Below are 23,435 nucleotides of genomic sequence, written 5' to 3'. Positions count from 1 at the left end.
TTGAGAGCCCCATCATGTCTCGTTCCGAAACGCTGTTTGCCAATGCCCAGAAACACATTCCCGGTGGCGTGAATTCGCCTGTTCGCGCGTTCAAGAGCGTTGGCGGCACTCCCCTGTTTTTCAAACACGCTGAAGGCGCCTACGTCACCGACGAAGACGACAAGCGTTATGTGGATTACGTCGGCTCCTGGGGGCCGATGATCCTCGGCCACAGCCATCCGGACGTGCTGGACGCGGTACGCAAGCAGCTGGAACACGGCTTGTCCTACGGCGCCCCGACCGAGATGGAAACCGAGATGGCCGATCTGGTCTGCTCGATCGTGCCATCGATGGAAATGGTGCGCATGGTCAGCTCCGGCACCGAAGCGACCATGAGCGCGATTCGCCTGGCCCGTGGTTTCACCGGTCGCGACAGCATCATCAAGTTCGAAGGCTGCTACCACGGCCACTCCGACAGCCTGCTGGTTAAAGCAGGTTCCGGCGCCCTGACCCAAGGCGTGCCGAGCTCGGCCGGTGTACCGGCGGCCTTCGCCAAACACACCCTGACCCTGCCGTTCAACGACATCGACGCCGTAGAAACCATGCTCGCTGAAGTGGGCCAGGACGTGGCCTGCATCATCGTCGAGCCGGTGGCCGGCAACATGAACTGCGTACCGCCGGCACCGGGCTTCCTTGAAGGCCTGCGGACCCTGTGCGACAAGCACGGCGTGGTGCTGATTTTCGACGAAGTGATGACCGGTTTCCGCGTTGCCCTCGGCGGTGCTCAAGCGCATTACGGCGTTACGCCAGACCTGACCACATTCGGCAAGATCATCGGTGGTGGCATGCCGGTTGGCTGCTTCGGCGGCAAACGCGCAATCATGTCGCACATCGCGCCACTGGGCCCGGTGTACCAGGCTGGCACCTTGTCGGGTAACCCGCTGGCAATGGCGGCCGGCCTGACGACCTTGCGCCTGATCAGCCGCCCAGGCTTCCACGCCGAACTGAGCGACTACACCAGCCGCCTGCTCGATGGCCTGCAACAGCGCGCCGACGCTGCCGGCATTCCGTTCGTGACCACCCAGGCCGGTGGCATGTTCGGCTTGTACTTCAGCGGCGCCGACGACATCGTCACCTTCGATGACGTGATGGCCAGCGACGCGAAGCTGTTCGGCCGCTTCTTCCACCTGATGCTCGAAGGTGGCGTGTACCTGGCGCCAAGTGCATTCGAAGCCGGCTTCACCTCGATCGCCCATGGCGAAGCCGAGTTGAAACTGACCCTGGATGCCGCCGAGCGCGCTTTCGCTGCATTGAAATAACGTTGTGCCGCTGACGTTGGCGATTGCCAGCGTCAGCTTTCACCTACATTCCCGCCTCTTTTCCTACTCACCTGCCAATAATCCCCCGTAAAGTGGGCGATATATTCCCCGTGCAGCAGAAAAACGAGTAAAGACTTTGTAAGGTTGGCCCTGCTTATTTCATAATGCGCGCTTATTGGATCCCCTCGTTGGGTCCGCGCGCCCTTCAGAGGTAAGTCGATTCCCATGAACCGCACCGGCCGCGCCCTTGCAATGGGCTGCCTGTTGCTCCTTCAGCCCCTGCTCGCGCTCGCACAAGCAGGCGGCAACTCGTTGTTAATCCCAGCGATGGGTCGCTGCACCCTCAATACCCAGCCGCAAGACCTGGCACAGGCGCTCGCCGCCTGTCAGAAAGCGTCGGATGAAGGGGATGCGCAAGCGCAATACGAGTTGGGTGAGTTCTACTACGACGGCAAAAACACCCCGCGCGATCTGAAAAAAGCCCTGGATTACTTCGAAAAGGCCTCGCTGCAAGGCCATGCCCAGGCGCAATTCAAACTCGGCACCATGTTCTTCCACGGCGAAGGTGTACCGGCCAATAACGTTCAGGCGTACATCGTGCTGAAAATGGCGGCGGTCAATGGTGCGGAAGAAGCGCTGGATACGGCGGATGAAGTCGCCGAGAAGATGCCGCGTGAAGAGCTTGAAGTGGCGACCCAGGTGCTTGGGCAGATCTTCCGCAAGTACCTGATGGAATTGCAGAGCGCCGATGGGCGTACGCCTTTCTCGCCGCTTCCCTGATTTCTGCCTCGATCTTTCTGGCCCCTTCGCGGGCAAGCCTCGCTCCTACAGGTCTTATGCGCACACATAACCTGTAGGAGCGAGGCTTGCCCGCGAAGGGCGCGACCCGGTCTTGAGCCTTACTTCTCAGGCATCGGCATCGGAAACGGCATCACATTGCCGACCGCGCCACGGGCTTCGCTGATTTTCGGGGTGCCCAGACGCTCGACTTCGTCGATGCGCACGATCGAATGCATCGGCACAAAACTGCGCACCACGCCCTCGAACTGAGCCTTGAGCTTCTCTTCGCTCGGGTCGACGACCACTTGCGTGCGCTCGCCAAAGACGAACTCTTCCACTTCCAGGAAGCCCCACAGATCACTTTGATAGATCTGCTTGGCGTACATTTCGTACACCTGGCCCTGATTGAGGAAAATCACCTTGTAGATTGGAGCTTCACGTTTGGTCATGGTGGGCGAGCAACACATCGGGGGATAAAAATGAGGGCGCGAACTATAGCATAGCCACCGGACGCGCAACGGTAGGAACCTTGGGACATGTTCCCTATAATGCGCGGTTCTTTGAATCACGTGATGACTGTATCCATGGCCAAGAAGCTTTACATCGAAACCCACGGTTGCCAGATGAACGAGTACGACAGCTCGCGCATGGTTGATCTGCTGGGTGAACATCAGGCCCTGGAAGTCACCGCTCGCGCTGAAGACGCCGACGTGATCCTGCTCAACACCTGCTCGATCCGCGAACGCGCCCAGGACCGGGTGTATTCCCAGCTCGGCCGCTGGCGCGAACTGAAACTGGCGAACCCGGAGATGGTGATCGCCGTCGGCGGTTGCGTCGCCAGCCAGGAAGGCGCCGCCATCCGCGATCGCGCACCGTACGTCGACGTGGTGTTCGGCCCGCAAACCCTGCACCGTCTGCCGGAAATGATCGACGCCGCACGCGCCACCAAGCTGCCGCAAGTCGACGTCTCGTTCCCGGAAATCGAAAAATTCGACCACCTGCCCGAGCCGCGCATCGATGGCCCGAGCGCTTATGTGTCGGTGATGGAAGGTTGCAGCAAGTACTGCACATTCTGCGTGGTGCCCTACACCCGCGGCGAAGAAGTCAGCCGCCCGTTCGATGACGTGATTGCCGAGATCATCCACCTCGCCGAGAACGGCGTGCGTGAAGTGACGTTGCTGGGCCAGAACGTCAACGGCTATCGCGGCACCACTCACGATGGTCGCCTGGCGGACCTCGCCGAGCTGATCCGCGTAGTCGCCGCTGTCGATGGCATCGACCGGATTCGCTACACCACCTCCCACCCGCTGGAGTTCTCCGACAGCCTGATCCAGGCCCACGCAGAAGTACCGGAACTGGTGAAACACCTGCACTTGCCGGTGCAATCGGGTTCGGACCGCATTCTGTCGGCGATGAAGCGCAACCACACGGCGCTGGAATACAAATCCAAACTGCGCAAGCTGCGCGCCGCCGTTCCGGGGATCTGCATCAGCTCGGACTTCATCGTCGGCTTCCCGGGCGAGACCGAAAAAGACTTCGAACAGACCATGAAGCTGATCGAAGACGTCGGTTTCGACTTCTCCTATTCGTTCGTCTACAGCCAGCGCCCAGGCACGCCGGCGGCCGATCTGGCCGACGAAACGCCGGAAGAACTGAAAAAAGAACGCCTGAACGCCTTGCAACATCGCCTGAACCAGCAAGGTTTCGAGATCAGCCGACAAATGGTCGGTTCGGTCCAGCGGATCCTGGTGACCGATTACTCGAAAAAAGACCCTGGCGAGCTGCAGGGCCGGACCGAAAATAACCGGATCGTCAACTTCCGCTGCGACAATCCAACCCTGATAGGTCAGTTTGCCGACGTGCACATCGATGCGGCACAACCGCACTCGCTGCGCGGCTCTCTAATTCAATGACACCACAAAACCTGTAGGAGCGAGCGGTGCGGCGATCCGACTTGCCCGCGAAGGCCGCACCACGGTCTGCCTGACAAACCGCGTTATCGTTCATCGCCAGCAAGCCGGCTCCTACAGAATCGAGGTGTGTCAGGTCGAGATATTTAAGAGCTTTCGCACCCGCCTCACTGGCGTTATCCTTGATTTCATCTTAATTGCCCCAGGGCGGCTAAATACGACCTTGAACGCACCCATAGAACCACATCGTTTTATCCTCGAGCCCTTTGAGGCTCGCCGCTTTGCCAATCTGTGCGGGATGTTCGACGAACACCTGCGCTTGATCGAGCAACGCCTGACCATCGAAATCCGCAACCGCGGAAATCAGTTCGAGCTGATCGGCGACCCCAAACACACCACCTCCGCGGAAAACCTCCTGCGCCGCCTGTACCGGGAAACCAAGGGTACCGAGCTGTCGCCGGACATGGTTCACCTGTTCCTGCAGGAATCGGCCGTCGAAGAGCTGGACAACGTTTCGCCGTCCGAACCTTCCGTGGCCCTGCGCACCAAAAAAGGCATGATTCGCCCTCGCGGCTTGAATCAGCTGCGCTACGTGAAGGAAATCCTCGGCAACGACATCAACTTCGGCATCGGTCCGGCCGGTACCGGCAAGACCTACCTGGCCGTTGCCTGCGCGGTAGATGCGCTGGAACGCGAGCAGATCCGCCGCATCCTGCTGGTGCGCCCGGCGGTTGAAGCGGGCGAAAAACTCGGCTTCCTGCCCGGCGACCTGTCGCAGAAGATCGACCCGTACCTGCGTCCGCTCTACGACGCACTCTACGAAATGCTCGGCTTCGAATACGTCGCCAAGCTGATCGAGCGCCAGGTGATCGAAGTCGCGCCGCTGGCCTACATGCGCGGTCGCACGCTGAACAACAGCTTCATCATCCTCGACGAAAGCCAGAACACCACCGTCGAGCAGATGAAGATGTTCCTGACCCGGATCGGCTTCGGTTCCACAGCGGTCATCACCGGTGACATCACCCAGGTCGACCTGCCGAAAGGCACCAAGTCCGGGCTGCACCACGTGATCGAAGTGCTGAAAGACGTGCCGGGCATCAGCTTCACCCATTTCATGCCCAAGGACGTCGTGCGCCATCCACTGGTGCAGCGGATCGTCGAAGCCTACGAGCGCTTCGAGAATCGCGGGGCAGACGAAACACCAAAGGACAGCCGCCGCGATGCTTGAGCTTGATCTGCAACTGGCCACCGAAGCATCTGCGCCAAGTGAAGCCGAGTTCCGCCAATGGTGCGAACTGGCCCTGCGCCAGCGCACCGCCGACTCCGAAATGACCATTCGCCTGGTCGACGAAGCCGAGGGTCGCGAGCTTAACCACACCTGGCGGCAAAAGGACTACGCCACCAACGTGCTGTCGTTTCCTGCCGATGTGCCTGACGAGTTTCTCGACATCCCGCTGCTGGGCGATCTGGTGATCTGCGTGGCGGTGGTCGAGCGCGAAGCCGCCGAGCAAGGCAAGGAACCCAAGGCCCACTGGGCACATCTGGTCATTCACGGCTGCTTGCATCTGCTGGGTTACGACCATATAGATGACGACGAAGCCGAAGAAATGGAAGCACTGGAACGAACGTTGCTTGCTGAGTTGGGCTATCCCGACCCGTACGCGGACGACGAAACAGAAACATCCCCTATCGTTACAACAAAGGATTCAGAGTAATCGCTATGAGCGAAGATCGATCGAGCAACGGGCAGAAGTCATGGCTGGGTAAGCTCACCCAGGCTTTTGCCCACGAGCCGAAGAACCGTCAGGAGCTGTTGGAGCTCCTGCGCGATGCACATCAAAACAAGTTGCTGGACAGCGAAGCGCTGGCCATCGTCGAAGGCGCCATCCAGGTTGCAGACCTGCAAGTACGGGACATCATGGTCCCGCGCTCGCAGATGATCAGCATCAAGGCAACCCAGACACCCCGCGAGTTTTTGCCCGCCGTGGTCGACTCGGCCCACTCCCGTTACCCCGTCATTGGCGAAAGCCACGATGACGTGATGGGCGTGTTGCTGGCCAAGGACTTGCTGCCGTTGATCCTCAGGGAGAACGGTGACAGCTTCAACATCAAGGACCTGCTGCGCCCGGCCACCTTCGTGCCCGAGTCCAAGCGCCTGAACGTGCTGCTGCGCGAATTCCGCGCCAACCACAACCACATGGCCATCGTCATCGACGAATACGGCGGCGTGGCGGGTCTGGTGACCATCGAAGACGTGCTGGAACAGATCGTCGGCGACATCGAGGACGAGCATGACGTCGAGGAAGACAGCTACATCAAGCCGCTGCCCAGCGGTGATTTCCTGGTCAAGGCCCTGACGCCGATCGAGAACTTCAACGAATTCTTCGACAGCGAGTTCTCCGACGACGAATTCGACACCGTTGGCGGCCTGGTGATGAGCGCGTTCGGGCACTTGCCAAAACGCAACGAAATCACTGAAATCGGCCCTTACCGCTTCCGTATCCTCAATGCGGACAGCCGTCGAATCCACCTTTTGCGCCTGACTCCAATTGCCCGTTAAGGACTGACATGCTCCGCGTAACCCGCCCCGGCTGGCCCGGTAACCTGCTGGCCGTGGCGGCCGGCGCACTCACCACCCTGGCCCTGGCGCCGTTCGATATCTGGCCGTTGGCATTGCTGGCGGTCGGGTTCTTTTATGCCGGCTTGCGCGAACTGAACCCACGTCAGGCCCTTGGCCGTGGCTGGTGTTTCGGTTTTGGCCTGTTTGGCGCGGGCACCAGCTGGATCTACTACAGCATTCACAACTTCGGTGGCGCTTCCGTGCTGCTGGCCGGGTTCCTGATGCTGCTCTTCACCGCAGCGATTGCCTGGTTTTTCGCCCTGCCCGCCTGGATCTGGGCGCGCTGGCTGCGACGCAACGAGGCGCCGCTGGCCGATGCCCTGGCATTTGCGGCGTTGTGGGTCGGCCAGGAAGCGTTTCGTGGCTGGTTCCTGACCGGTTTCCCGTGGCTCTACTCCGGTTACAGCCAGCTCGACGGCCCGTTGGCCGGACTCGCCCCGGTGGGCGGGATGTGGCTGATTTCCTTCATCCTGGCCCTGACCGCCGCACTGATCTACAACGCCTTGCGCCTGGTGAAAGCGGGGCGTAAAGCCTTCATCGCCGCCGGCGTATTGCTGTTGCTCGGCCCTTGGGTCGCCGGCATCGCACTCAAGGGCCATGCCTGGACCACCCCGGCCGGTGAGCCGCTGAGCGTCGCGGCGATTCAAGGCAATATCGAACAAAGCATGAAGTGGGACCCGGCGCAGCTCAATGCGCAACTGGCGCTGTACCGCGACATGAGCTTCAGCTCCAAACCGGTCGACCTGCTGATCTGGCCGGAAACCGCCGTCCCGGTGCTCAAGGAATCCGCCCAGGGCTACCTGAACATGATGGGAAACTTCGCCGCGGAACGTAAGAGCGCGCTGATTACCGGCGTACCGATCCGTGAAGAAGTCCACCACCAGAAGCGCTTCTACAACGGCATTACCGTAGTGGGTGAAGGCGATGGCACGTACCTCAAGCAGAAACTGGTGCCGTTCGGTGAGTACGTACCGTTGCAGGAAGTGCTGCGCGGGCTGATCGCCTTCTTCGATTTGCCGATGTCGGACTTTGCCCGCGGCCCCGCCGATCAGGCGATGCTGCAAGCCAAGGGTTATCAGATTGCGCCGTTCATCTGCTACGAGGTGGTTTATCCGGAATTCGCCGCCAGCCTTGCCGCTCGCAGCGATCTGTTGCTGACCATCAGCAACGACACCTGGTTTGGCACTTCCATCGGCCCGCTGCAACACTTGCAGATGGCGCAGATGCGCGCACTTGAGGCCGGTCGCTGGATGATCCGCGCCACCAACAACGGCGTCACCGGCCTGATCAACCCGTTTGGGCAGATCACTGTCCAGATCCCACAGTTCGAACGCGGCATTCTGTATGGCGAAGTGGTGCCAATGCACAACCTGACACCGTATCTTGAATGGCGTTCGTGGCCGCTGATCATCGTGTGCGTGTTGTTGTTCGGCTGGGCGCTGGTCGCGAACCGGATGGCCAAAACCGTCTGAATCTCTGTAGGAGCGAGCTTGCTCGCGATGAGTTTGAAAGCGGCGCCTGTTTCCCGCAAACACGCGTCATCGTTCACGCCCATCGCGAGCAAGCTCGCTCCTACAGGAAATGGGTGAGCTTTGGGTTATCGGTAAAACAACGAATACCCCACCTGCCCCACCGCCTCATTCAACAACTGCCCGCTCTGCCAGATCGACTTGAACTCCGGCATCCAGCCGCCCAGCGGCCGGGCATTGTCCACGCCCAGAAACGCTACCGGCGCGGGCACCACCTCAAAGCCGGCTTTCTGAAAACTCCAGACTGACCGCGGCATATGCCAGGCCTGCGTCACGACCACAACACGCTTGATCCCCTGCGGCAGCAACATCTCAGCACTGAATAGAGCGTTCTCCCACGTGGTGCGGCTGCGCTCTTCCTGCCAGCGCACGGTCACGCCGAAATCATCGCGCAACGAATCGGCCATCAACCTGGCTTCGCTCGGAGGTGTCCCGTAATGCAATCCGCCGCTGGTCAGGATCGGCAAGCCCGACGCCTTCGCCAGCCGCGCCGCATAGCGTTCGCGCTCCAGCGCGACACCGGTCGGCTGGTCGGCGCCCCAGGCCAGGTCGCCACGTTCGCGCCCCGCACCAAGCACGATGATCGCGTCGGCGCGCTGAGCCAGGGTTGCCCACTCCTCGCGAGCCAGCGGCGGCTCGCGCTCCAGGGCTTTGGCGCCCCATTGCACAGCCACCGGCAGGCTCATCAGCCAGAAGCCGCCCGCCCCAAGCGCAAAGCACACACCGGCCAGGCGCGGTCTTGAGCGGCGAAACCACCAGGCAAGCACCAGCAACAGCAACAAAATGCCGGGCGGCATGAGAAGGTTTTTAACGAAGTAACGAAAAGGCATCGAGCATCTCCTGAAGATGCCCGAAGCCTAAGTGGGTTGACGCAATGCGACAACAAATGCGAAAGGACTATGCTTTAAAAAACCATACGCCATGGGTTCAAGTGCCCTTACTTGAATTGCAGAGACCGGACCTTTACCGCGTCTTTGCCGGGTGCCTTGTCCTTGAGCCAGATGATCTTGGCCGAACGTGGTGCGTCGAGTTGCTTCACTGCTTCTGACAAGCATCCGTGTGTTTCACGTTCACTGCGATCCAGATACGCCTTGACCAGTTCAAACTCTGCGGGGCTCAGGCCACGCAGCTCCAGCTCCAGGGGACGTTCATCGCGCAACCGGCCAGCGGTTTTTGCCGCGTCCAAGGCCAATCCCAGACGATCGATCAGTCTTTCGTACAACTCCGGTTTTGTAACTTTTTGCTGTGACTCAACCATCCCTCACCTCATTGAAGATAAGACTCACTCCCCATTTAGAGCTTAGCTTCCATGAACAAACCGGCTGAACGCCGCGACCAACGGCCCTCGCAGCCATTTCTGCGAGACGCGCGGCAGTAATCAGGGTTTCCCTCGGTAGAGTGCGGTCATGTATGCTACGGCGCTTCCTGTAACTCCACTTCCAGCTCGTCTGGGCACCGAAACGCCGATTTGGCGTGATCACCGTCCAGCGTCGCATTGAAGAGGATTAGGCCACCCCTATTCAGTTCAAAAGTAGCCATGCACGAACAATATCAGCCCCGTGAAATCGAAGCCGCCGCCCAGTCGTTCTGGGACGAGCAAAAGTCCTTTGAAGTCAGTGAACAGCCAGGCAAGGAGACGTTCTATTGCCTGTCGATGTTCCCTTACCCCAGCGGCAAGCTACACATGGGGCATGTGCGCAACTACACCATCGGCGACGTGATCTCCCGCTACCAGCGCATGCAAGGCAAGAACGTCCTGCAACCCATGGGTTGGGACGCCTTCGGCATGCCGGCGGAAAACGCCGCGATGAAGAACAACGTAGCGCCCGCCAAGTGGACCTACGAAAACATCGCCTACATGAAAAACCAGCTGCGCAGCCTGGGCCTGGCGGTGGACTGGTCGCGTGAAGTGACCACCTGCAAGCCCGATTACTACCGCTGGGAACAATGGCTGTTCACTCGCCTGTTCGAAAAAGGCGTGATCTACAAAAAGAGCGGCACCGTGAACTGGGACCCGGTCGACCAGACCGTCCTGGCCAACGAGCAAGTGATCGACGGTCGCGGCTGGCGTTCCGGCGCGCTGATCGAAAAACGCGAAATCCCGATGTACTACTTCAAGATCACCGCGTACGCGGATGAACTGCTGGAGAGTCTCGACGATCTGCCGGGCTGGCCTGAACAGGTCAAGACCATGCAGCGCAACTGGATCGGCAAGTCCCGCGGCATGGAAGTGCAGTTCCCGTACAACGTCGATTCCATCGGCGAAACCGGCGCGCTGAAAGTCTTCACCACCCGTCCGGACACCCTGATGGGCGCGACCTACGTCGCCGTGGCCGCCGAACACCACCTGGCCACCCTGGCCGCACAGAACAATCCCGAGCTGCAAGCGTTCATCGCTGAATGCAAGGGCGGCAGCGTCGCTGAAGCCGACGTCGCCACCCAAGAGAAAAAAGGCCTGCCGACCGGCCTGTTCGTCGAGCACCCACTGACCGGCGAGAAGCTGCCGGTTTGGGTCGCCAACTATGTGCTGATGCACTACGGCGACGGCGCTGTCATGGCGGTTCCAGCGCACGACGAGCGTGATTTCGAGTTCGCCCACAAGTACAACCTGCCGGTCAAATCGGTGGTGCGCACCAGTTCAGGTGACACCAACCCGGCGCCGTGGCAAGACGCCTACGGCGAACATGGCACGCTGATCAACTCCGGCGAATTTGACGGCCTCGACTTCGCAGGCGCTTTCGACGCCATTGAAGTTGCGCTGATCAAGAAAAACCTCGGCGCCTCGCGTACCCAGTTCCGCCTGCGCGACTGGGGCATCAGCCGCCAGCGTTACTGGGGCTGCCCGATCCCGATCATCCACTGCGGCACCTGCGGTGACGTGCCGGTCCCGGAAGACCAACTGCCTGTCGTACTGCCGGAAGATGTGGTTCCGGACGGCGCCGGTTCGCCATTGGCCCGCATGCCCGAGTTCTACGAGTGCACTTGCCCGAAATGCGGCGCACCGGCCAAGCGTGAAACCGACACCATGGACACCTTCGTCGAGTCCTCGTGGTACTACGCCCGTTACGCCTCGCCGCACTATGAAGGCGGCCTGGTGGAGAAATCCGCGGCCGACCATTGGCTGCCGGTGGATCAGTACATCGGCGGCATCGAACACGCGATTCTTCACCTGCTCTACGCGCGCTTCTTCCACAAGCTGATGCGTGACGAAGGCCTGGTGAGTTCCAACGAGCCGTTCAAGAACCTGCTGACCCAGGGCATGGTGATCGCCGAGACTTACTATCGTCGCGAAGCCAATGGTGCTTACACCTGGTTCAACCCGGCGGACGTCGAACTCGAACGCGACAGCAAGGCCAAGGTCATCAGCGCCAAGTTGATCGCCGACGGCCTGCCGGTGGAAATCGGTGGCACCGAGAAGATGGCCAAGTCAAAGAACAACGGCGTCGACCCTCAGTCGATGATTGACCAGTTCGGCGCAGACACCTGCCGCCTGTTCATGATGTTCGCCTCGCCGCCTGACATGAGCGCGGAATGGTCCGACTCCGGTGTAGAAGGTTCGCACCGCTTCCTCAAGCGCGTCTGGCGTCTGGCTCAAGCACACGTGACTCAGGGTCTGCCGGGCAAACTGGACATCGCCAGCCTGAACGACGAGCAGAAAGTCATTCGCCGTTCGATCCACCAGGCCATCAAACAGGCCAGCCACGACGTTGGCCAGAACCACAAATTCAACACCGCCATCGCCCAGGTGATGACGCTGATGAACGTGTTGGAAAAAGCCCCGCAAGCGACCGAACAGGATCGCGCGCTGGTTCACGAAGGTCTGGAAACCGTGACGCTGCTTCTGGCTCCGATCACCCCGCACATCAGCCATGAGCTGTGGCATCGCCTGGGTCACGCCGATCCGGTGATCGACGCCGGTTGGCCAGTGCTGGACGACAGCGCACTGGTGCAGGACAGCCTGACACTGGTTATCCAGGTCAACGGCAAGCTGCGCGGCCAGATCGAAATGCCGGCCAGCGCGACTCGTGAAGAGATCGAAGCCGCTGCCCGTATCAACGAAAACGTGCTGCGTTTTGTCGATGGCCTGACTATTCGTAAAGTGATCGTAGTGCCCGGGAAACTGGTCAATATCGTCGCCAGCTAATTGGATCAGGCGCCAGGTGAGCCTGGCGCCGAGTAAAACCTTTCGGGCCGCATGATCGGCCCACATGGTTTCAAGGGGAGCAACAAGATGATCAAACGCAATTTGCTGGTGATGGGCCTCGCGGTCCTGTTGAGCGCCTGCGGTTTCCAGCTGCGCGGCACCGGCACCTATGAAATGGCGATCAAGGAAATCGACCTGAGCGCACGCAATTCCTACGGCGAAACCGTGACGCTCATGCGTCAGGTGCTGAAAAACAGCGGCATCAATGTCCACAGCGGCGCACCTTACAAACTGGTGCTGGCCGATGAAAAAGAATCCCAGCGCATTCTCAGCTACGCAGGCGCCGGCCGTACTGGCGAGTATGAGCTGACTACCGTGGTCGACTACGTCATCCTGGGTCAGGGCAACCTGCTGCTGGTGAGCGACAAGATTGAAATGCAGCGAGTCTTCATTCACGACGGCAACAACCTGGTGGGCTCCGACCAGGAAGCCGCCGATGCCCGCAAGGACACGCGTCGTGAAATGGTTCAACGCATGATGATCCGTCTGCAACAGCTCACGCCAGCTCAGTTGGATCAGTTGCAACAGACCGCCGAAGCCAGGGTCAAGGCTGAAGCCGCGGCACTGGAAGCAACGCAAAAGGCTGAAGCGGAAACGCCGCGTCAGTCGCCTGTCGAAATCCCGCAGCAATAAGACTTACGGGGCGCTCAGGCGCCCCGTTTGCCCTCGCCTATGAAACTCGCCCCCGCCCAACTCGCCAAACACCTGCAAGGTGCGCTCGCGCCGGTCTACATCATCAGTGGCGATGATCCGCTGCTGTGTCAGGAAGCCGCCGACGCCATTCGCGCAGCCGCCCGTCAACAGGGCTTCGATGAACGCCAGGTGTTCGCCGCCGAAGCCAGTTTCGACTGGGGAACGCTGCTGCAAGCCGGCGCAAGCATGTCGTTGTTCGCTGAAAAACGCCTGCTGGAACTGCGTCTGCCGTCCGGCAAACCCGGTGACAAAGGCGCAGCCGCATTCATCGAATACTGCTCGCGACCCGCCGAAGACACCGTGTTGCTGATCAGCCTGCCGAAGCTCGATGGCAGCGCGCAGAAAACCAAGTGGGGCAAGGCGCTGGTCGAAGGCCAGCACACTCAGTTCGTGCAAATCTGGCCGGTGGACGCCAGCCAGTTGCCGGGCTGGATCCGGCAGCGCTTGTCCCAGGCCGGCCTGTCCGCCAGCCAGGACGCCGTGGAACTGATCGCCGCGCGAGTCGAGGGCAACTTGCTGGCGGCCGCGCAAGAGATCGAAAAGCTCAAGCTGATGGCCGAAGGCGGGCAGATTACCGTCGAAACCGTGCAAGCCGCAGTGGCCGACAGCGCGCGCTTCGATGTCTTCGGCCTGACCGATGCGATTCTCAACGGCGAGGCCGCTCACGCCCTGCGCATGCTCGAAGGGCTGCGCGGTGAAGGCGTCGAACCGCCGGTGATTCTCTGGGCGCTGGCCCGGGAACTGCGCTTGCTGGCCAACCTCTCGCTGCAATACAGCCAGGGCGTGCCGCTGGACAAGGCCTTCAGCTCTGCCCGACCGCCGGTCTGGGACAAACGCAAACCGCTGATGAGCAAAGCCTTGCAACGTTACTCGGCGCAACGCTGGGCACAGTTGTTGTTGGAAGCACAGCGCATCGACGCACAGATCAAAGGTCAGGCGGCGGGTTCGCCGTGGATGAGTTTGAGTCGGTTGTCGTTGTTGATGGCTGGGCAGAGATTGTCGTTGCCCGCGAATGGCGTCCGAAAGGTCCTACGCAATGCGGGGTCTAGACAGAACCCCAACTTCGGCAGATTATTTCCCCCCGCAAAACCCCACTCAATCGAGAGATCTGATCATGAGCAAAAAGCCATCTAAACATGGCCCCAACAAGGCCAAATCCATCATCGCCCAGCCACTGTTCCGCAGCCGTCAGGAACGAGCCGGCAAGGGCAAAGGCAGCTACCGCCGCGAAGCCTTCCAGTCTGACAACTGGGAGGCTTCTTACTTTCTGGCGGCCTGAAAGGCAAGCCATCGCTCAACATGTTAAGGTCTGCACCTGATCCGTATTCCCTGGACCCGTGCATGCCCCTTTGTATTTCCCGTCGTTGGCATTTGCGCCAATTGATTGCTGCCTCCAGCCTCGTTCTGCTTGTCGCCTGCGCGGAAAAACCGACCGCCGCCGACGCCCAACCGCTTCAGACCCTTCCCGTCGCGACAGCCCCAGCGGTGATCCCGCCCGTGGTGCCGACCGGTGAAAATCTCGACATCCAGCCAACCCAGACCTTCGCCGAATGGCAGGCGGGTTTCCGCAAGGATGCGCTGGCCGCCGGCATCCGCGCCGACCTGTTCGACCGCGCCTTCGCCAATGTCAGCCTGGACACCAGCGTGATCCGTGCCGACCGCAGCCAACCGGAGTTTTCCCGCCCTGTCTGGGAATACCTCGATGGCGCCCTGTCGCCGCTGCGCGTGCGCAAAGGTCAGGCACTGGTCAGCCAGTACGCCGACATCCTGCAAAGTATCGAACAACGCTACGGCGTCGATCGTCAGGCACTGGTTGCGGTGTGGGGCATGGAAAGTAACTTCGGCCAGTTTCAGGGCAGCAAGTCGGTGATCAACTCCCTGGCGACCCTGGCCTACGAAGGCCGGCGCCCTGGTTTCGCCCACGCGCAATTGATCGCGGCCCTGCAGATCCTGCAACAGGGCGACATCGCGCCGGAGAAAATGCTCGGCTCCTGGGCCGGCGCCATGGGCCAGACCCAGTTCATCCCGACCACCTACAACACCCACGCCGTGGACTTTGATGGCGACGGCCGTCGCGACATCTGGGGCAGCTCCGCCGACGCCCTGGCGTCGACCGCGCACTACCTGCAAAGCTCTGGCTGGCAGAAAGGCCAGCCATGGGGTTTTGAAGTGCAGCTGCCGGGCAGCTTCAACTACGTGCTGGCCGATGGCTCGATTCGCAAGAGCGTCGCCGAATGGCAGCAATTGGGCGTCACGCTGCCTAACGGCGGCCAGGTTCCGGCCGGTGCGGAACACCTGTCGGCGGCCCTGCTGCTGCCGGCGGGCTATCGTGGCCCGGCATTCCTGGTGCTCGACAACTTCCGTGCGATCCTCAAGTACAACAACTCGTCGTCCTATGCGCTGGCCGTCAGTTTGTTGGCCGGACGCTTCAATGGCGCGGGATTCATCAATGGCACCTGGCCCAAGGATGATTTGCCGCTGAGCCGTACCGAACGGATCGAGCTGCAAAACCTGTTGAGCGCGCAGAAGTATGACGCGGGCACCGCCGACGGCATCATCGGCGCCAACACCCGCAAAGCGATCCGCAGCGCCCAGCAGTCGTTTGGCTGGCCGGCGGACGGGTATCCGACGCACAAGTTGCTCGAAGGCCTGAGAAACCGCTAAAAGCTTCGCGGGCAAGCCTCGCTCCTACAGGGTTCGCGCATAACCTGTAGGAGCGAGGCTTGCCCGCGAAGACTGACTATCAGGCGCTGTAGAACTATCGCTTGATGACTACATCCTGCTCCAACACCAATTCCTTATTGCCCGCATCCAACCGGACCAGCGCCCCCATCGGCAACGTCAGGTTCGGATCGCAATGCCCGCTGCGCCACCCCGACAACACCGGAATCCGCAACGGCTCGAACGTCTGCTTGAGCAACCGCTCCAGCGCAATCGAATCAACCCCCGCCACATCCCCCACCAGAACCCCGCGCAACTTGCCCAGCGTGCCTGCGAGCCGCAGATGAGTCAGCAGCCGATCAATGCGGTACAACGGCTCGTTGATGTCCTCGATAAACAGGATGACGCCCTCGGCCTCGATTTCATAAGGCGTGCCCATGGTCGCGGCAATCATCGACAAGTTACCGCCCAGCAAGCGCCCGTGAGCGATGCCAGGCTCGATTGTGGTCAACGGGTAAGCCACCGGGTGCGTCAACACACTGCCCGCCTTCACCTGCCCCCTGAGCATGTTGAAAAACGAGGACTCGGTAGGTTTTTGCTTGTCCCCCAACAAATCAGCGTTGAGCAGCGGGCCATGAAAAGTCACGAACCCGGCATAACGGCTGATCGCCAGGTGCAGCGCCGTGATATCGCTGTAGCCGATGAACGGCTTGGCGTTGTTCTGCAATAGTTCGAAATCAATGCGATCGAGCAAACGCGGCGTGCCGTAACCACCGCGCAGGCAAATGATCGCATCGACCTCGCTGTCCGCGAACGCGGCGTGCAGGTCATTGAGCCGCACGTCGTCACTGCCGGCCAGGTAGCCATCCTGCTCATACACACCTGGGAAAATCCGCAACGCGTAACCGCGCGCGCGCATCCAGCTGATGGCCTTATCGGTGTCCAGTGCAGCGGGGCCTGCGGGCGCAATGACGCCGATCAGCCCTTGCGAGGGCAAGGCCGGAACGGGTTTATGGGGAAAAAGAGTGTGGGTCGGTCGAACGGTCATCCATGAATCTCCCTGCGCGAAAGCTTCTGCACACAGTAGTCAGGAACGGGAATAAACAGAAGAGGGACAGTCGCCCCACAGCGTGCAGGAAAAGACTGTAGTTGCCGTAGGCACGGCCAAAAAAAATGCCCGCAAGGCTGAAAAGCCTTGCGGGCGTTTTGTTACAACGACGAGATCAGTTCAGCTTTAACCAGCTTCGCCTGCTCGTCGGCGTGGTACGAGGAACGTACCAGCGGACCGGAAGCGACGTTCTTGAAGCCCATCTTGTAACCTTCCTCGGCGAACCAGGCGAAGGTGTCCGGGTGCACGAAACGCTGCACCGGCAAGTGGCTGCGGGACGGTTGCAGGTACTGGCCGAGGGTCAGCATGTCGATGTCGTGCTCGCGCATGCGCTTCATGACTTCGATGACTTCTTCGTCGGTCTCGCCCAGACCCAGCATCAGGCCGGACTTGGTCGGAATGTGCGGCATCATCTGCTTGAAGCGTTGCAGCAAGGTCAGCGACCACTGGTAGTCCGAACCCGGACGCGCAGCCTTGTACAGGCGCGGCACGGTTTCCAGGTTGTGGTTGAACACATCCGGTGGCTCGGCGGCGGTGATTTCCAGCGCCACGTCCATGCGCCCACGGTAATCCGGAACCAGGGTTTCGAGCTGCACGTTCGGCGACAGCTTGCGGATTTCGCGGATGCAGTCGGCAAAGTGCTGGGCACCGCCGTCACGCAGGTCATCGCGGTCAACCGAAGTGATCACTACGTATTTCAGTTTCAGGTCGGCGATGGCAATGGCCAGGCTTTCCGGCTCATTCACGTCCAGTGGTTTCGGACGGCCGTGGCCAACGTCGCAGAACGGGCAGCGACGGGTGCAGATGTCGCCCATGATCATGAAAGTCGCGGTGCCGCCGGAGAAGCACTCGCCCAGGTTCGGGCAGGACGCTTCTTCGCACACGCTGTGCAGCTTGTGTTTGCGCAGCAACGCCTTGATGCGGTCGACTTCCGGGGAAACCGGGATGCGCACGCGGATCCAGTCAGGTTTCTTCGGCAGTTCGGTGGTAGGAATGATCTTTACCGGGATGCGTGCAACCTTCTCGGCGCCGCGCAGCTTGACGCCGGCTTCAACCTTGGCACGCGGGGCCGGACGCTCGGTGACATCCAGCGTCGGGATCATGGTTTGCACTGCATCAGTAGTCATATCAGTCGATTCCGCCCGTTAGGGTCGTCTGCTCAGCATAGTCGAGGTGTTTGACGAGCTGCGCGCGCAGCCGGGCACTTACCTCGGCAAATTCAATCGATCCTGCGTGATCGCTCAGCTGGGTCATCGCCAGCCCGGCGTAGCCGCAGGGATTAATCCGTCGAAACGGTTCCAGGTTCATGTCCACGTTCAGGGCCAGGCCATGAAAGGAACAACCGTGGCGGATCCGCAGACCCAGGGAAGCGATTTTCGCCCCATCGACGTAGACACCCGGTGCATCCGGCTTGGCCGCAGCCGTCACACCGTAGCTGGCCAGCAGCTCGATCAGGCAGAGTTCCATGCGGGTGACCAGGTCACGCACGCCAAAACCCAGCTTGCGCACATCGAGCAACAGATAGGCGACCAACTGGCCGGGACCGTGATAAGTCACCTGACCACCGCGATCGACCTGCACCACCGGAATATCCCCCGGCAGCAACAAGTGCTCGGCCTTGCCGGCCTGGCCCTGAGTGAACACCGGTGGGTGCTCAACCAGCCAGATTTCGTCCGCGGCATCGCTGCCGCGTTCGTTGGTGAAACGTTGCATGGCATGCCAGACCGGCTCGTACGCCATCTGGCCGAGCTCGCGAAAGCCCAGCGTGCCAGACATCACAGCACCATGTGCACGAAGCCGGTAGCCCGCAGTTCGCTGTTGATGTTGTACAGCTGGTCCTGGTCGGTGGCGACGATGTGCAATTGAATCGTGGTGTATTTGCCGTTGGTGCTTTGGCGTTCATCCACACGGTCATGGTTGATCGTCGCGTGTTTCTTGACGATCTCGATGATCCTGTCTTTGTTGCCAACACCGGTATCGCTGATCACCTTAACCGGGTAATCAACGTTGGGGAATTCGATCTTGGGCGCCTTTACTTCAGTATCGGTCATGGCGTAACGGCCTCGTAAGCGTAAGCCGTGGCGACGGGCATGACCCCGCGCCGGATGAGCGCGGGACCATGCAGGTGCACACTAATTCAGTTGAACAAGCCGTAGAAGAATAGACGGATGCTATCCCACATGCGACGGAAGATACCACCCTCTTCGACGCCATCCAGAGCGATCAGGTCAGCGCTGTGCACCACCTTGTCGTCCAGTTTGACTTCGACTTTACCGATCACGTCGCCCTTGGCGATTGGCGCAACCAGTTGCGGGTTCATGGTCATGCTGGCAGCGAGCTTTTTCAGCTGGCCTTTTGGCAGGGTCATGGTCAGGTCTTCAGCCAGGCCGGCCTTGACTTGATTGGTGGAGCCCTTCCAGACAGGGGCCTGAGCCAGCTCGGCACCTTTCTGATAGAAGGTCTGGGTTTCGAAGAAACGGAAACCGTAGGTCAGCAGCTTCTGGGTTTCCGACGCACGTGCCACTTCGCTGTTGGTGCCAAACACCACGGCGATCAGGCGCATGCCATCACGTACGGCCGAAGACACCATGCAGTAGCCGGCTTCGTCGGTGTGGCCGGTTTTCAGACCGTCGACAGTCTTGTCGCGCCACAGCAGCAGGTTACGGTTAGGTTGCTTGATGCCGTTCCAGAAGAACTCTTTCTGCGAGTAGATCGCATAGTGAGCCGGGTCTTCGTGGATGATCGCGCGAGCCAGCACAGCCATGTCGTGAGCCGACGAGTAGTGCTCAGGGTTCGGCAGACCGGTCGGATTCATGAAGTGGCTGTTGGTCATGCCCAGGTCGGCCACGGTTTTGTTCATCATGTCGGCGAAAGCGTCTTCGCTGCCGGCGATGTGCTCGGAGAGCGCAACACTGGCGTCGTTACCCGACTGAATGATGATGCCGTGCAGCAGGTCGCTGACGGTCACTTGCGAACCGACCTTGATGAACATCCGCGAACCGCCGGTGCGCCAGGCGTTTTCGCTCACGGTCACCGGGTCGTTTTCGCCGATCTGGCCGCGACGGATTTCCAGAGTCGCGATGTACGCGGTCATCAGCTTGGTCAGGCTGGCTGGTGGCAGACGCTGGTCACCGTTGTTCTCGACCAGCACGTTGCCGCTGCTGGCATCCATGAGCACATAGGCTTTGGCGGCCAGTTGTGGCGGCGACGGCATCATCTCGACCGCGAAAGCGGCAGGCGAGAGGAGCAGCGGGACTAGAAGGCACAGGCGTTTGGCAAAGGTGGTGATGTTCATCCGTCTCTCGAAATCGCTAATGGAAACTGCCCGAAGGCAAAACTAATCAGACAGCCTTCTAACGAGCTGTCGCGTGTTCAGTCGTTCACTCAGTACCCTTGCCGGGCTTTTGTTCTTCAACGAGCCAACAACCAGGTCCACCCCTCAAAACCGCAAGTGAACCGTCAATCAAGTACTACGTATTACTCGGCGGTGACCACGCTCGGCGAACCGAGATTGGCCAGGCGCACGCTGTTCTGCACTTGCTGGATTTCACCCGGCGAGCCGATCGGCCCCAGGCGCACCCGATGCAGTGTCTGTTGATTACGCACGATCGAGCTGATGAACACCGGAGCGCTCACCATCCCGCTGAGCTTCGATCTCAGGAGTTCTGCAGCGTCCGGGTTGGCGAACGCGCCCACCTGCAGATACTGGCCAGAGGCTGGTACAGAAGCGTTTTTTTTTGCATCGATCTGCACGGGCACAACGGCCGCGGCGTGTTGCTGCGGCGGCGGCGTCCATTGCTCGACCGTGCCGGCCGATGCGGTAATCGTCGGCGCGGCATTTTGCGCTACTTGCGGCTCGTTGAGCATCAAAGGCGCCGGACGGCCTTTGGCCGCCCACCATTGCTGCGGGTCGATGCCTTCGACCTTGACCCGTGCGGTGCCGGTTTCGGCGTAGCCGAGTTTCTTCGCGGCAGCGTAGGACAAGTCGATGATGCGGTCCGAGTAAAACGGCCCGCGATCGTTGACCCGCAAAATCACTGACTTGTTGTTGTCCAGGTTGGTCACCCGAACGTAACTCGGCAGTGGCAAGGTCTTGTGAGCGGCGCTCATGCCATACAGGTCGTAAACCTCGCCATTGGCGGTGTTCTGGCCGTGGAACTTGGTGCCGTACCAGGACGCCGTGCCCGAGGCGACGTAGGTCTTGGATTCTTGCAGCGGGAAGTAAGTCTTGCCCAGCACGGTGTACGGGTTGGCCTTGTAAGGGCCGGTGTGCAGGGTCGGCGTGGCATCCGGGATGCGCGATACGTCGACGTCCCACCACGGTGCGCCATCTTTGTGGGCGCGGTTGATGTCCAGCCCCGGCGCCGAGCGCACGGCGGTGGATGATTTCTGTGACGGTGCGCGGCTGGTCGAACAACTGGCGACCAGCACTGCCAACGCGGCGAATGCCATCAGCTTCAGGGGTTTATTCATAGGCAATGCCCGCATTACTTGACGCCCCGTGCTTGGACCAGCTGTTCAGACAGTTGATGTACGGCCATGGCGTACATCACGCTGCGGTTATAACGCGTGATTGCGTAAAAATTCGTCAGGCCCATCCAGTATTCAGGGCCATTGTCACCTTCCAGGCGGAATGCCGTGACCGGCATATCATCGCGCAGCGCATCATGACTTGACCACCCTAGAGCCCGCAACTCCCCGACGGTTTTAGTCGGTTCGATGCCGGTGGTCAAACCTTCGTCGACCTGATCGCCACGCACATCGGCGCGGCTGACCACCGGTTCGCCGGCCACCCAGCCGTGACGCTTGAAATAACTGGCGACGCTGCCGATGGCATCGTCCGGATTGGTCCAGATATTAATGTGGCCGTCACCGTCGAAATCCACCGCATAGGCGCGAAAGCTGCTCGGCATGAACTGCGGCAAGCCCATCGCCCCGGCGTAGGAGCCTTTGAGGGTCAATGGATCGACCTGCTCTTCCCGGGCCAGCAACAGGAATTCACGCAATTCCTTGCGGAAGAATTCAGCACGGGGAGGATAGTCGAAACCCAGGGTCGACAAGGCGTCGATTACCCGGTAATTGCCGGTATTTCGACCGAAAAAGGTCTCAACGCCGATGATCGAGACAATCACCTGGGCCGGCACGCCATATTCCTGCTCGGCACGGGCGAGTACCGCCTCGTGCTGCCGCCAGAAATCCACGCCGCGTGCGATGCGCGCATCGGTGATGAACATCGGGCGATATTCTTTCCACTGTTTGACCCGTTCGGCGGGCTTGGAGATCGCGTCCAGAATCGACTGTTTGCGCTCGGCTTCGCGGAACACGCCCATCAGCTGTTCACCGGCAAAACCGTAGTCGCGAGTCATTTCACCGACGAAGCCGGCCACCTGGGGTGAGCCTTCGTAATCGCCGGCCAACGCGTCCTGCGCTGTGCCAAGGATGCTTACCAGGCCGACCCATGGCGCGTATCGAGTCGCCCAGCCACGCATTACTTGCATTGAAATCTTCACCTTATTCAAACCTGTGCGATCCACTTGCGATGGGTATGGATCGACATCAAAACCCCAAACGCTGACAGCAGCGTTACCAGCGAAGTTCCTCCGTAGCTAATGAACGGCAACGGCACCCCTACAACCGGCAACAGGCCACTGACCATACCGATGTTGACGAAAACGTAAACAAAAAACGTCATGGTCAGGGCGCCCGCGAGCAGTTTGCCGAACAATGTCTGGGCCTGGGCGGTAATCACCAGCCCGCGACCGATCAACAACAGGTAAATCAGCAGCAGTGCGCAGATGCCCACCAGGCCGAACTCTTCACCCATCACCGCAATAATGAAGTCGGTGTGGCTTTCCGGCAGAAAGTCGAGGTGCGATTGCGTGCCCAGCAGCCAACCCTTGCCGAACACGCCGCCGGAACCGATGGCGGCTTTTGACTGAATGATGTTCCAGCCGGTGCCCAGCGGATCGCTTTCCGGGTCGAGGAACGTCAGGATTCGTTGCTTCTGGTAGTCGTGCATGATGAAAAACCACATCCCCACGGCCACCGGCACGGCGGCGGCCAGTACGCTGATGATCCAGCGCCAGCGCAGCCCGCCCATGAACAAAACGAATGCGCCACCCGCCAGGATCAGCAGCGAAGTGCCGAGGTCGGGCTGACGCACGATCAGAATGAACGGCAAACCGATCAGGAACAGGCTGACGCCCACATGCTTGAGTTGCGGCGGCAAGGTGCGCTTGGACAAGTACCAGGCGATGGTCGCCGGCATCAGGATCTTCATGAACTCCGAAGGCTGGAAGCGGATCACCCCCGGAATGTTGATCCAGCGCGTGGCGCCCATGGCGTTGTGGCCCATGACGTCCACCACCACCAGCAACAGCACGCCGACGACATAAGCGACCGGCACCCAACGGGCCATGAAGCGCGGCTCGAATTGGGCGATGACAATCATCGACACCAGACCGATGCCGAAGGAAGTAGCTTGCTTGGCCAGCAGGTCCCAGCTCTTGCCGCTGGCCGAATACAGCACGAACAGGCTGCCGGCGGCGAGGGTCAGCAGCAGGATCAGCAACGGTCCGTCAATGTGCATGCGTTGCAACAGCGTCGCACGGCGACGCATCACATCCTCGCTG

General features: G+C 60.4%; 22 protein-coding genes and 1 pseudogene. 12 read left to right on the top strand and 11 right to left on the bottom strand.

What is annotated here, in order from left to right; translation table 11 throughout:
- Nucleotides 1–14: 14 nt before the first annotated feature.
- Entirely contained in the window at nt 15–1,298 is a 1,284-nt protein-coding gene (hemL, locus tag KGA82_RS29095; RefSeq protein WP_008035126.1) for a glutamate-1-semialdehyde 2,1-aminomutase, read from the top strand.
- Nucleotides 1,299–1,523: 225 nt separating this feature from the next.
- Nucleotides 1,524–2,078: a tetratricopeptide repeat protein gene (locus KGA82_RS29090; RefSeq protein WP_008035122.1), complete on the top strand. Its 555-nt coding sequence runs from the start codon at nt 1,524–1,526 to the stop codon at nt 2,076–2,078.
- Between the two features lie 119 nt (nt 2,079–2,197).
- Here KGA82_RS29090 and KGA82_RS29085 read toward each other — a convergent pair whose 3' ends face one another.
- A complete protein-coding gene (locus KGA82_RS29085) occupies nt 2,198–2,527 on the bottom strand; it encodes a DUF1820 family protein (protein WP_007894425.1) in 330 nt (109 codons plus the stop codon).
- A 135-nt stretch (nt 2,528–2,662) separates the two neighbouring features.
- Between KGA82_RS29085 and miaB the strand changes: the two genes are divergently transcribed.
- The 5 genes from miaB to lnt all read left to right on the top strand — a co-directional run bounded on the left by miaB (nt 2,663) and on the right by lnt (nt 8,080).
- Nucleotides 2,663–3,991 (top strand): tRNA (N6-isopentenyl adenosine(37)-C2)-methylthiotransferase MiaB, encoded by a 1,329-nt coding sequence (gene miaB, locus KGA82_RS29080; protein ID WP_032832882.1) that lies wholly within the window; start codon nt 2,663–2,665, stop codon nt 3,989–3,991.
- A 220-nt stretch (nt 3,992–4,211) separates the two neighbouring features.
- Nucleotides 4,212–5,216, top strand: a complete 1,005-nt coding sequence (locus tag KGA82_RS29075; RefSeq protein WP_032829221.1) for a PhoH family protein — start codon at nt 4,212–4,214, stop codon at nt 5,214–5,216.
- Nucleotides 5,209–5,703, top strand: coding sequence for an rRNA maturation RNase YbeY (gene ybeY, locus KGA82_RS29070; protein ID WP_008035119.1), 495 nt, complete (start codon nt 5,209–5,211; stop codon nt 5,701–5,703). The genes KGA82_RS29075 and ybeY overlap by 8 nt, the downstream gene beginning before the upstream one ends.
- 5 nt (nt 5,704–5,708) lie before the next feature.
- Nucleotides 5,709–6,548, top strand: coding sequence for an HlyC/CorC family transporter (locus tag KGA82_RS29065; protein ID WP_008035118.1), 840 nt, complete (start codon nt 5,709–5,711; stop codon nt 6,546–6,548).
- An 8-nt stretch (nt 6,549–6,556) separates the two neighbouring features.
- Entirely contained in the window at nt 6,557–8,080 is a 1,524-nt protein-coding gene (gene lnt / locus KGA82_RS29060) for an apolipoprotein N-acyltransferase (protein ID WP_223453280.1), read from the top strand.
- A gap of 125 nt (nt 8,081–8,205) precedes the next feature.
- On the opposite strand, the gene KGA82_RS29055 is transcribed toward lnt, so the two are convergent.
- Complete coding sequence (locus KGA82_RS29055) at nt 8,206–8,967, bottom strand: YdcF family protein (protein WP_223453279.1); 762 nt, start codon at nt 8,965–8,967, stop codon at nt 8,206–8,208.
- Nucleotides 8,968–9,074: 107 nt separating this feature from the next.
- The gene (locus tag KGA82_RS29050) at nt 9,075–9,395 is read right to left on the bottom strand and encodes a hypothetical protein (RefSeq protein ID WP_008044553.1); all 321 of its coding nucleotides are present in this window, start codon (nt 9,393–9,395) and stop codon (nt 9,075–9,077) included.
- A 279-nt stretch (nt 9,396–9,674) separates the two neighbouring features.
- Between KGA82_RS29050 and leuS the strand changes: the two genes are divergently transcribed.
- The 5 genes and pseudogenes from leuS (at nt 9,675) to KGA82_RS29025 (ending at nt 15,698) form a co-directional block, all read left to right on the top strand.
- A complete protein-coding gene (gene leuS, locus KGA82_RS29045) occupies nt 9,675–12,281 on the top strand; it encodes a leucine--tRNA ligase (RefSeq protein ID WP_223453278.1) in 2,607 nt (868 codons plus the stop codon).
- An 87-nt stretch (nt 12,282–12,368) separates the two neighbouring features.
- A complete protein-coding gene (gene lptE / locus KGA82_RS29040) occupies nt 12,369–12,974 on the top strand; it encodes an LPS assembly lipoprotein LptE (protein ID WP_223453277.1) in 606 nt (201 codons plus the stop codon).
- Between the two features lie 39 nt (nt 12,975–13,013).
- Nucleotides 13,014–14,045: pseudogene (holA, locus tag KGA82_RS29035) on the top strand (DNA polymerase III subunit delta); the annotation flags it as partial.
- A gap of 103 nt (nt 14,046–14,148) precedes the next feature.
- The gene (gene arfA, locus KGA82_RS29030; RefSeq protein WP_008035105.1) at nt 14,149–14,313 is read left to right on the top strand and encodes an alternative ribosome rescue factor ArfA; all 165 of its coding nucleotides are present in this window, start codon (nt 14,149–14,151) and stop codon (nt 14,311–14,313) included.
- A gap of 62 nt (nt 14,314–14,375) precedes the next feature.
- Nucleotides 14,376–15,698, top strand: coding sequence for a lytic murein transglycosylase (locus KGA82_RS29025; RefSeq protein ID WP_223453276.1), 1,323 nt, complete (start codon nt 14,376–14,378; stop codon nt 15,696–15,698).
- Between the two features lie 94 nt (nt 15,699–15,792).
- Here the strand turns inward: KGA82_RS29025 and KGA82_RS29020 are convergent, their stop codons facing one another.
- The 8 genes from KGA82_RS29020 to rodA form a co-directional block, all read right to left on the bottom strand.
- Complete coding sequence (locus tag KGA82_RS29020) at nt 15,793–16,743, bottom strand: LD-carboxypeptidase (RefSeq protein ID WP_223453275.1); 951 nt, start codon at nt 16,741–16,743, stop codon at nt 15,793–15,795.
- Between the two features lie 161 nt (nt 16,744–16,904).
- Complete coding sequence (lipA, locus tag KGA82_RS29015) at nt 16,905–17,930, bottom strand: lipoyl synthase (protein ID WP_008035102.1); 1,026 nt, start codon at nt 17,928–17,930, stop codon at nt 16,905–16,907.
- 1 nt (nt 17,931) lies between these two features.
- The gene (lipB, locus tag KGA82_RS29010) at nt 17,932–18,579 is read right to left on the bottom strand and encodes a lipoyl(octanoyl) transferase LipB (protein ID WP_008044547.1); all 648 of its coding nucleotides are present in this window, start codon (nt 18,577–18,579) and stop codon (nt 17,932–17,934) included.
- A complete protein-coding gene (locus KGA82_RS29005; RefSeq protein WP_008022933.1) occupies nt 18,579–18,854 on the bottom strand; it encodes a DUF493 domain-containing protein in 276 nt (91 codons plus the stop codon). Before KGA82_RS29005 ends, lipB begins: the two co-directional genes overlap by 1 nt.
- A gap of 86 nt (nt 18,855–18,940) precedes the next feature.
- Nucleotides 18,941–20,098: a D-alanyl-D-alanine carboxypeptidase family protein gene (locus KGA82_RS29000; RefSeq protein ID WP_008035100.1), complete on the bottom strand. Its 1,158-nt coding sequence runs from the start codon at nt 20,096–20,098 to the stop codon at nt 18,941–18,943.
- A 182-nt stretch (nt 20,099–20,280) separates the two neighbouring features.
- Nucleotides 20,281–21,291: a septal ring lytic transglycosylase RlpA family protein gene (locus KGA82_RS28995; RefSeq protein WP_008044546.1), complete on the bottom strand. Its 1,011-nt coding sequence runs from the start codon at nt 21,289–21,291 to the stop codon at nt 20,281–20,283.
- Nucleotides 21,291–22,301: a lytic murein transglycosylase B gene (gene mltB, locus KGA82_RS28990; protein WP_008035098.1), complete on the bottom strand. Its 1,011-nt coding sequence runs from the start codon at nt 22,299–22,301 to the stop codon at nt 21,291–21,293. Before mltB ends, KGA82_RS28995 begins: the two co-directional genes overlap by 1 nt.
- 17 nt (nt 22,302–22,318) lie before the next feature.
- The gene (gene rodA, locus KGA82_RS28985; RefSeq protein WP_050550375.1) at nt 22,319–23,422 is read right to left on the bottom strand and encodes a rod shape-determining protein RodA; all 1,104 of its coding nucleotides are present in this window, start codon (nt 23,420–23,422) and stop codon (nt 22,319–22,321) included.
- Between the last annotated feature and the right edge of the window lie 13 nt (nt 23,423–23,435).

The sequence above is a fragment of the Pseudomonas sp. BF-RE-22 genome (assembly GCF_019956155.1).
GTDB classification, from domain to species: domain Bacteria; phylum Pseudomonadota; class Gammaproteobacteria; order Pseudomonadales; family Pseudomonadaceae; genus Aquipseudomonas; species Aquipseudomonas migulae.
This window is presented reverse-complemented; position numbering and strand designations above follow the sequence as displayed.

Coding starts and splice junctions, on each gene's coding strand:
- lipB (WP_008044547.1), bottom strand. CDS start 18,579: ATGTCTGGCACGCTGGGCTTTCGCGAGCTCGGCCAGATGGCGTACGAG.
- KGA82_RS29025 (WP_223453276.1), top strand. CDS start 14,376: ATGCCCCTTTGTATTTCCCGTCGTTGGCATTTGCGCCAATTGATTGCT.
- rodA (WP_050550375.1), bottom strand. CDS start 23,422: ATGCGTCGCCGTGCGACGCTGTTGCAACGCATGCACATTGACGGACCG.
- ybeY (WP_008035119.1), top strand. CDS start 5,209: ATGCTTGAGCTTGATCTGCAACTGGCCACCGAAGCATCTGCGCCAAGT.
- KGA82_RS28995 (WP_008044546.1), bottom strand. CDS start 21,291: ATGCGGGCATTGCCTATGAATAAACCCCTGAAGCTGATGGCATTCGCC.
- mltB (WP_008035098.1), bottom strand. CDS start 22,301: ATGCAAGTAATGCGTGGCTGGGCGACTCGATACGCGCCATGGGTCGGC.
- KGA82_RS29000 (WP_008035100.1), bottom strand. CDS start 20,098: ATGAACATCACCACCTTTGCCAAACGCCTGTGCCTTCTAGTCCCGCTG.
- leuS (WP_223453278.1), top strand. CDS start 9,675: ATGCACGAACAATATCAGCCCCGTGAAATCGAAGCCGCCGCCCAGTCG.
- lnt (WP_223453280.1), top strand. CDS start 6,557: ATGCTCCGCGTAACCCGCCCCGGCTGGCCCGGTAACCTGCTGGCCGTG.
- KGA82_RS29005 (WP_008022933.1), bottom strand. CDS start 18,854: ATGACCGATACTGAAGTAAAGGCGCCCAAGATCGAATTCCCCAACGTT.
- KGA82_RS29090 (WP_008035122.1), top strand. CDS start 1,524: ATGAACCGCACCGGCCGCGCCCTTGCAATGGGCTGCCTGTTGCTCCTT.
- KGA82_RS29085 (WP_007894425.1), bottom strand. CDS start 2,527: ATGACCAAACGTGAAGCTCCAATCTACAAGGTGATTTTCCTCAATCAG.
- KGA82_RS29055 (WP_223453279.1), bottom strand. CDS start 8,967: ATGCCTTTTCGTTACTTCGTTAAAAACCTTCTCATGCCGCCCGGCATT.
- KGA82_RS29020 (WP_223453275.1), bottom strand. CDS start 16,743: ATGACCGTTCGACCGACCCACACTCTTTTTCCCCATAAACCCGTTCCG.
- miaB (WP_032832882.1), top strand. CDS start 2,663: ATGGCCAAGAAGCTTTACATCGAAACCCACGGTTGCCAGATGAACGAG.
- hemL (WP_008035126.1), top strand. CDS start 15: ATGTCTCGTTCCGAAACGCTGTTTGCCAATGCCCAGAAACACATTCCC.
- arfA (WP_008035105.1), top strand. CDS start 14,149: ATGAGCAAAAAGCCATCTAAACATGGCCCCAACAAGGCCAAATCCATC.
- lipA (WP_008035102.1), bottom strand. CDS start 17,930: ATGACTACTGATGCAGTGCAAACCATGATCCCGACGCTGGATGTCACC.
- lptE (WP_223453277.1), top strand. CDS start 12,369: ATGATCAAACGCAATTTGCTGGTGATGGGCCTCGCGGTCCTGTTGAGC.
- KGA82_RS29050 (WP_008044553.1), bottom strand. CDS start 9,395: ATGGTTGAGTCACAGCAAAAAGTTACAAAACCGGAGTTGTACGAAAGA.
- KGA82_RS29065 (WP_008035118.1), top strand. CDS start 5,709: ATGAGCGAAGATCGATCGAGCAACGGGCAGAAGTCATGGCTGGGTAAG.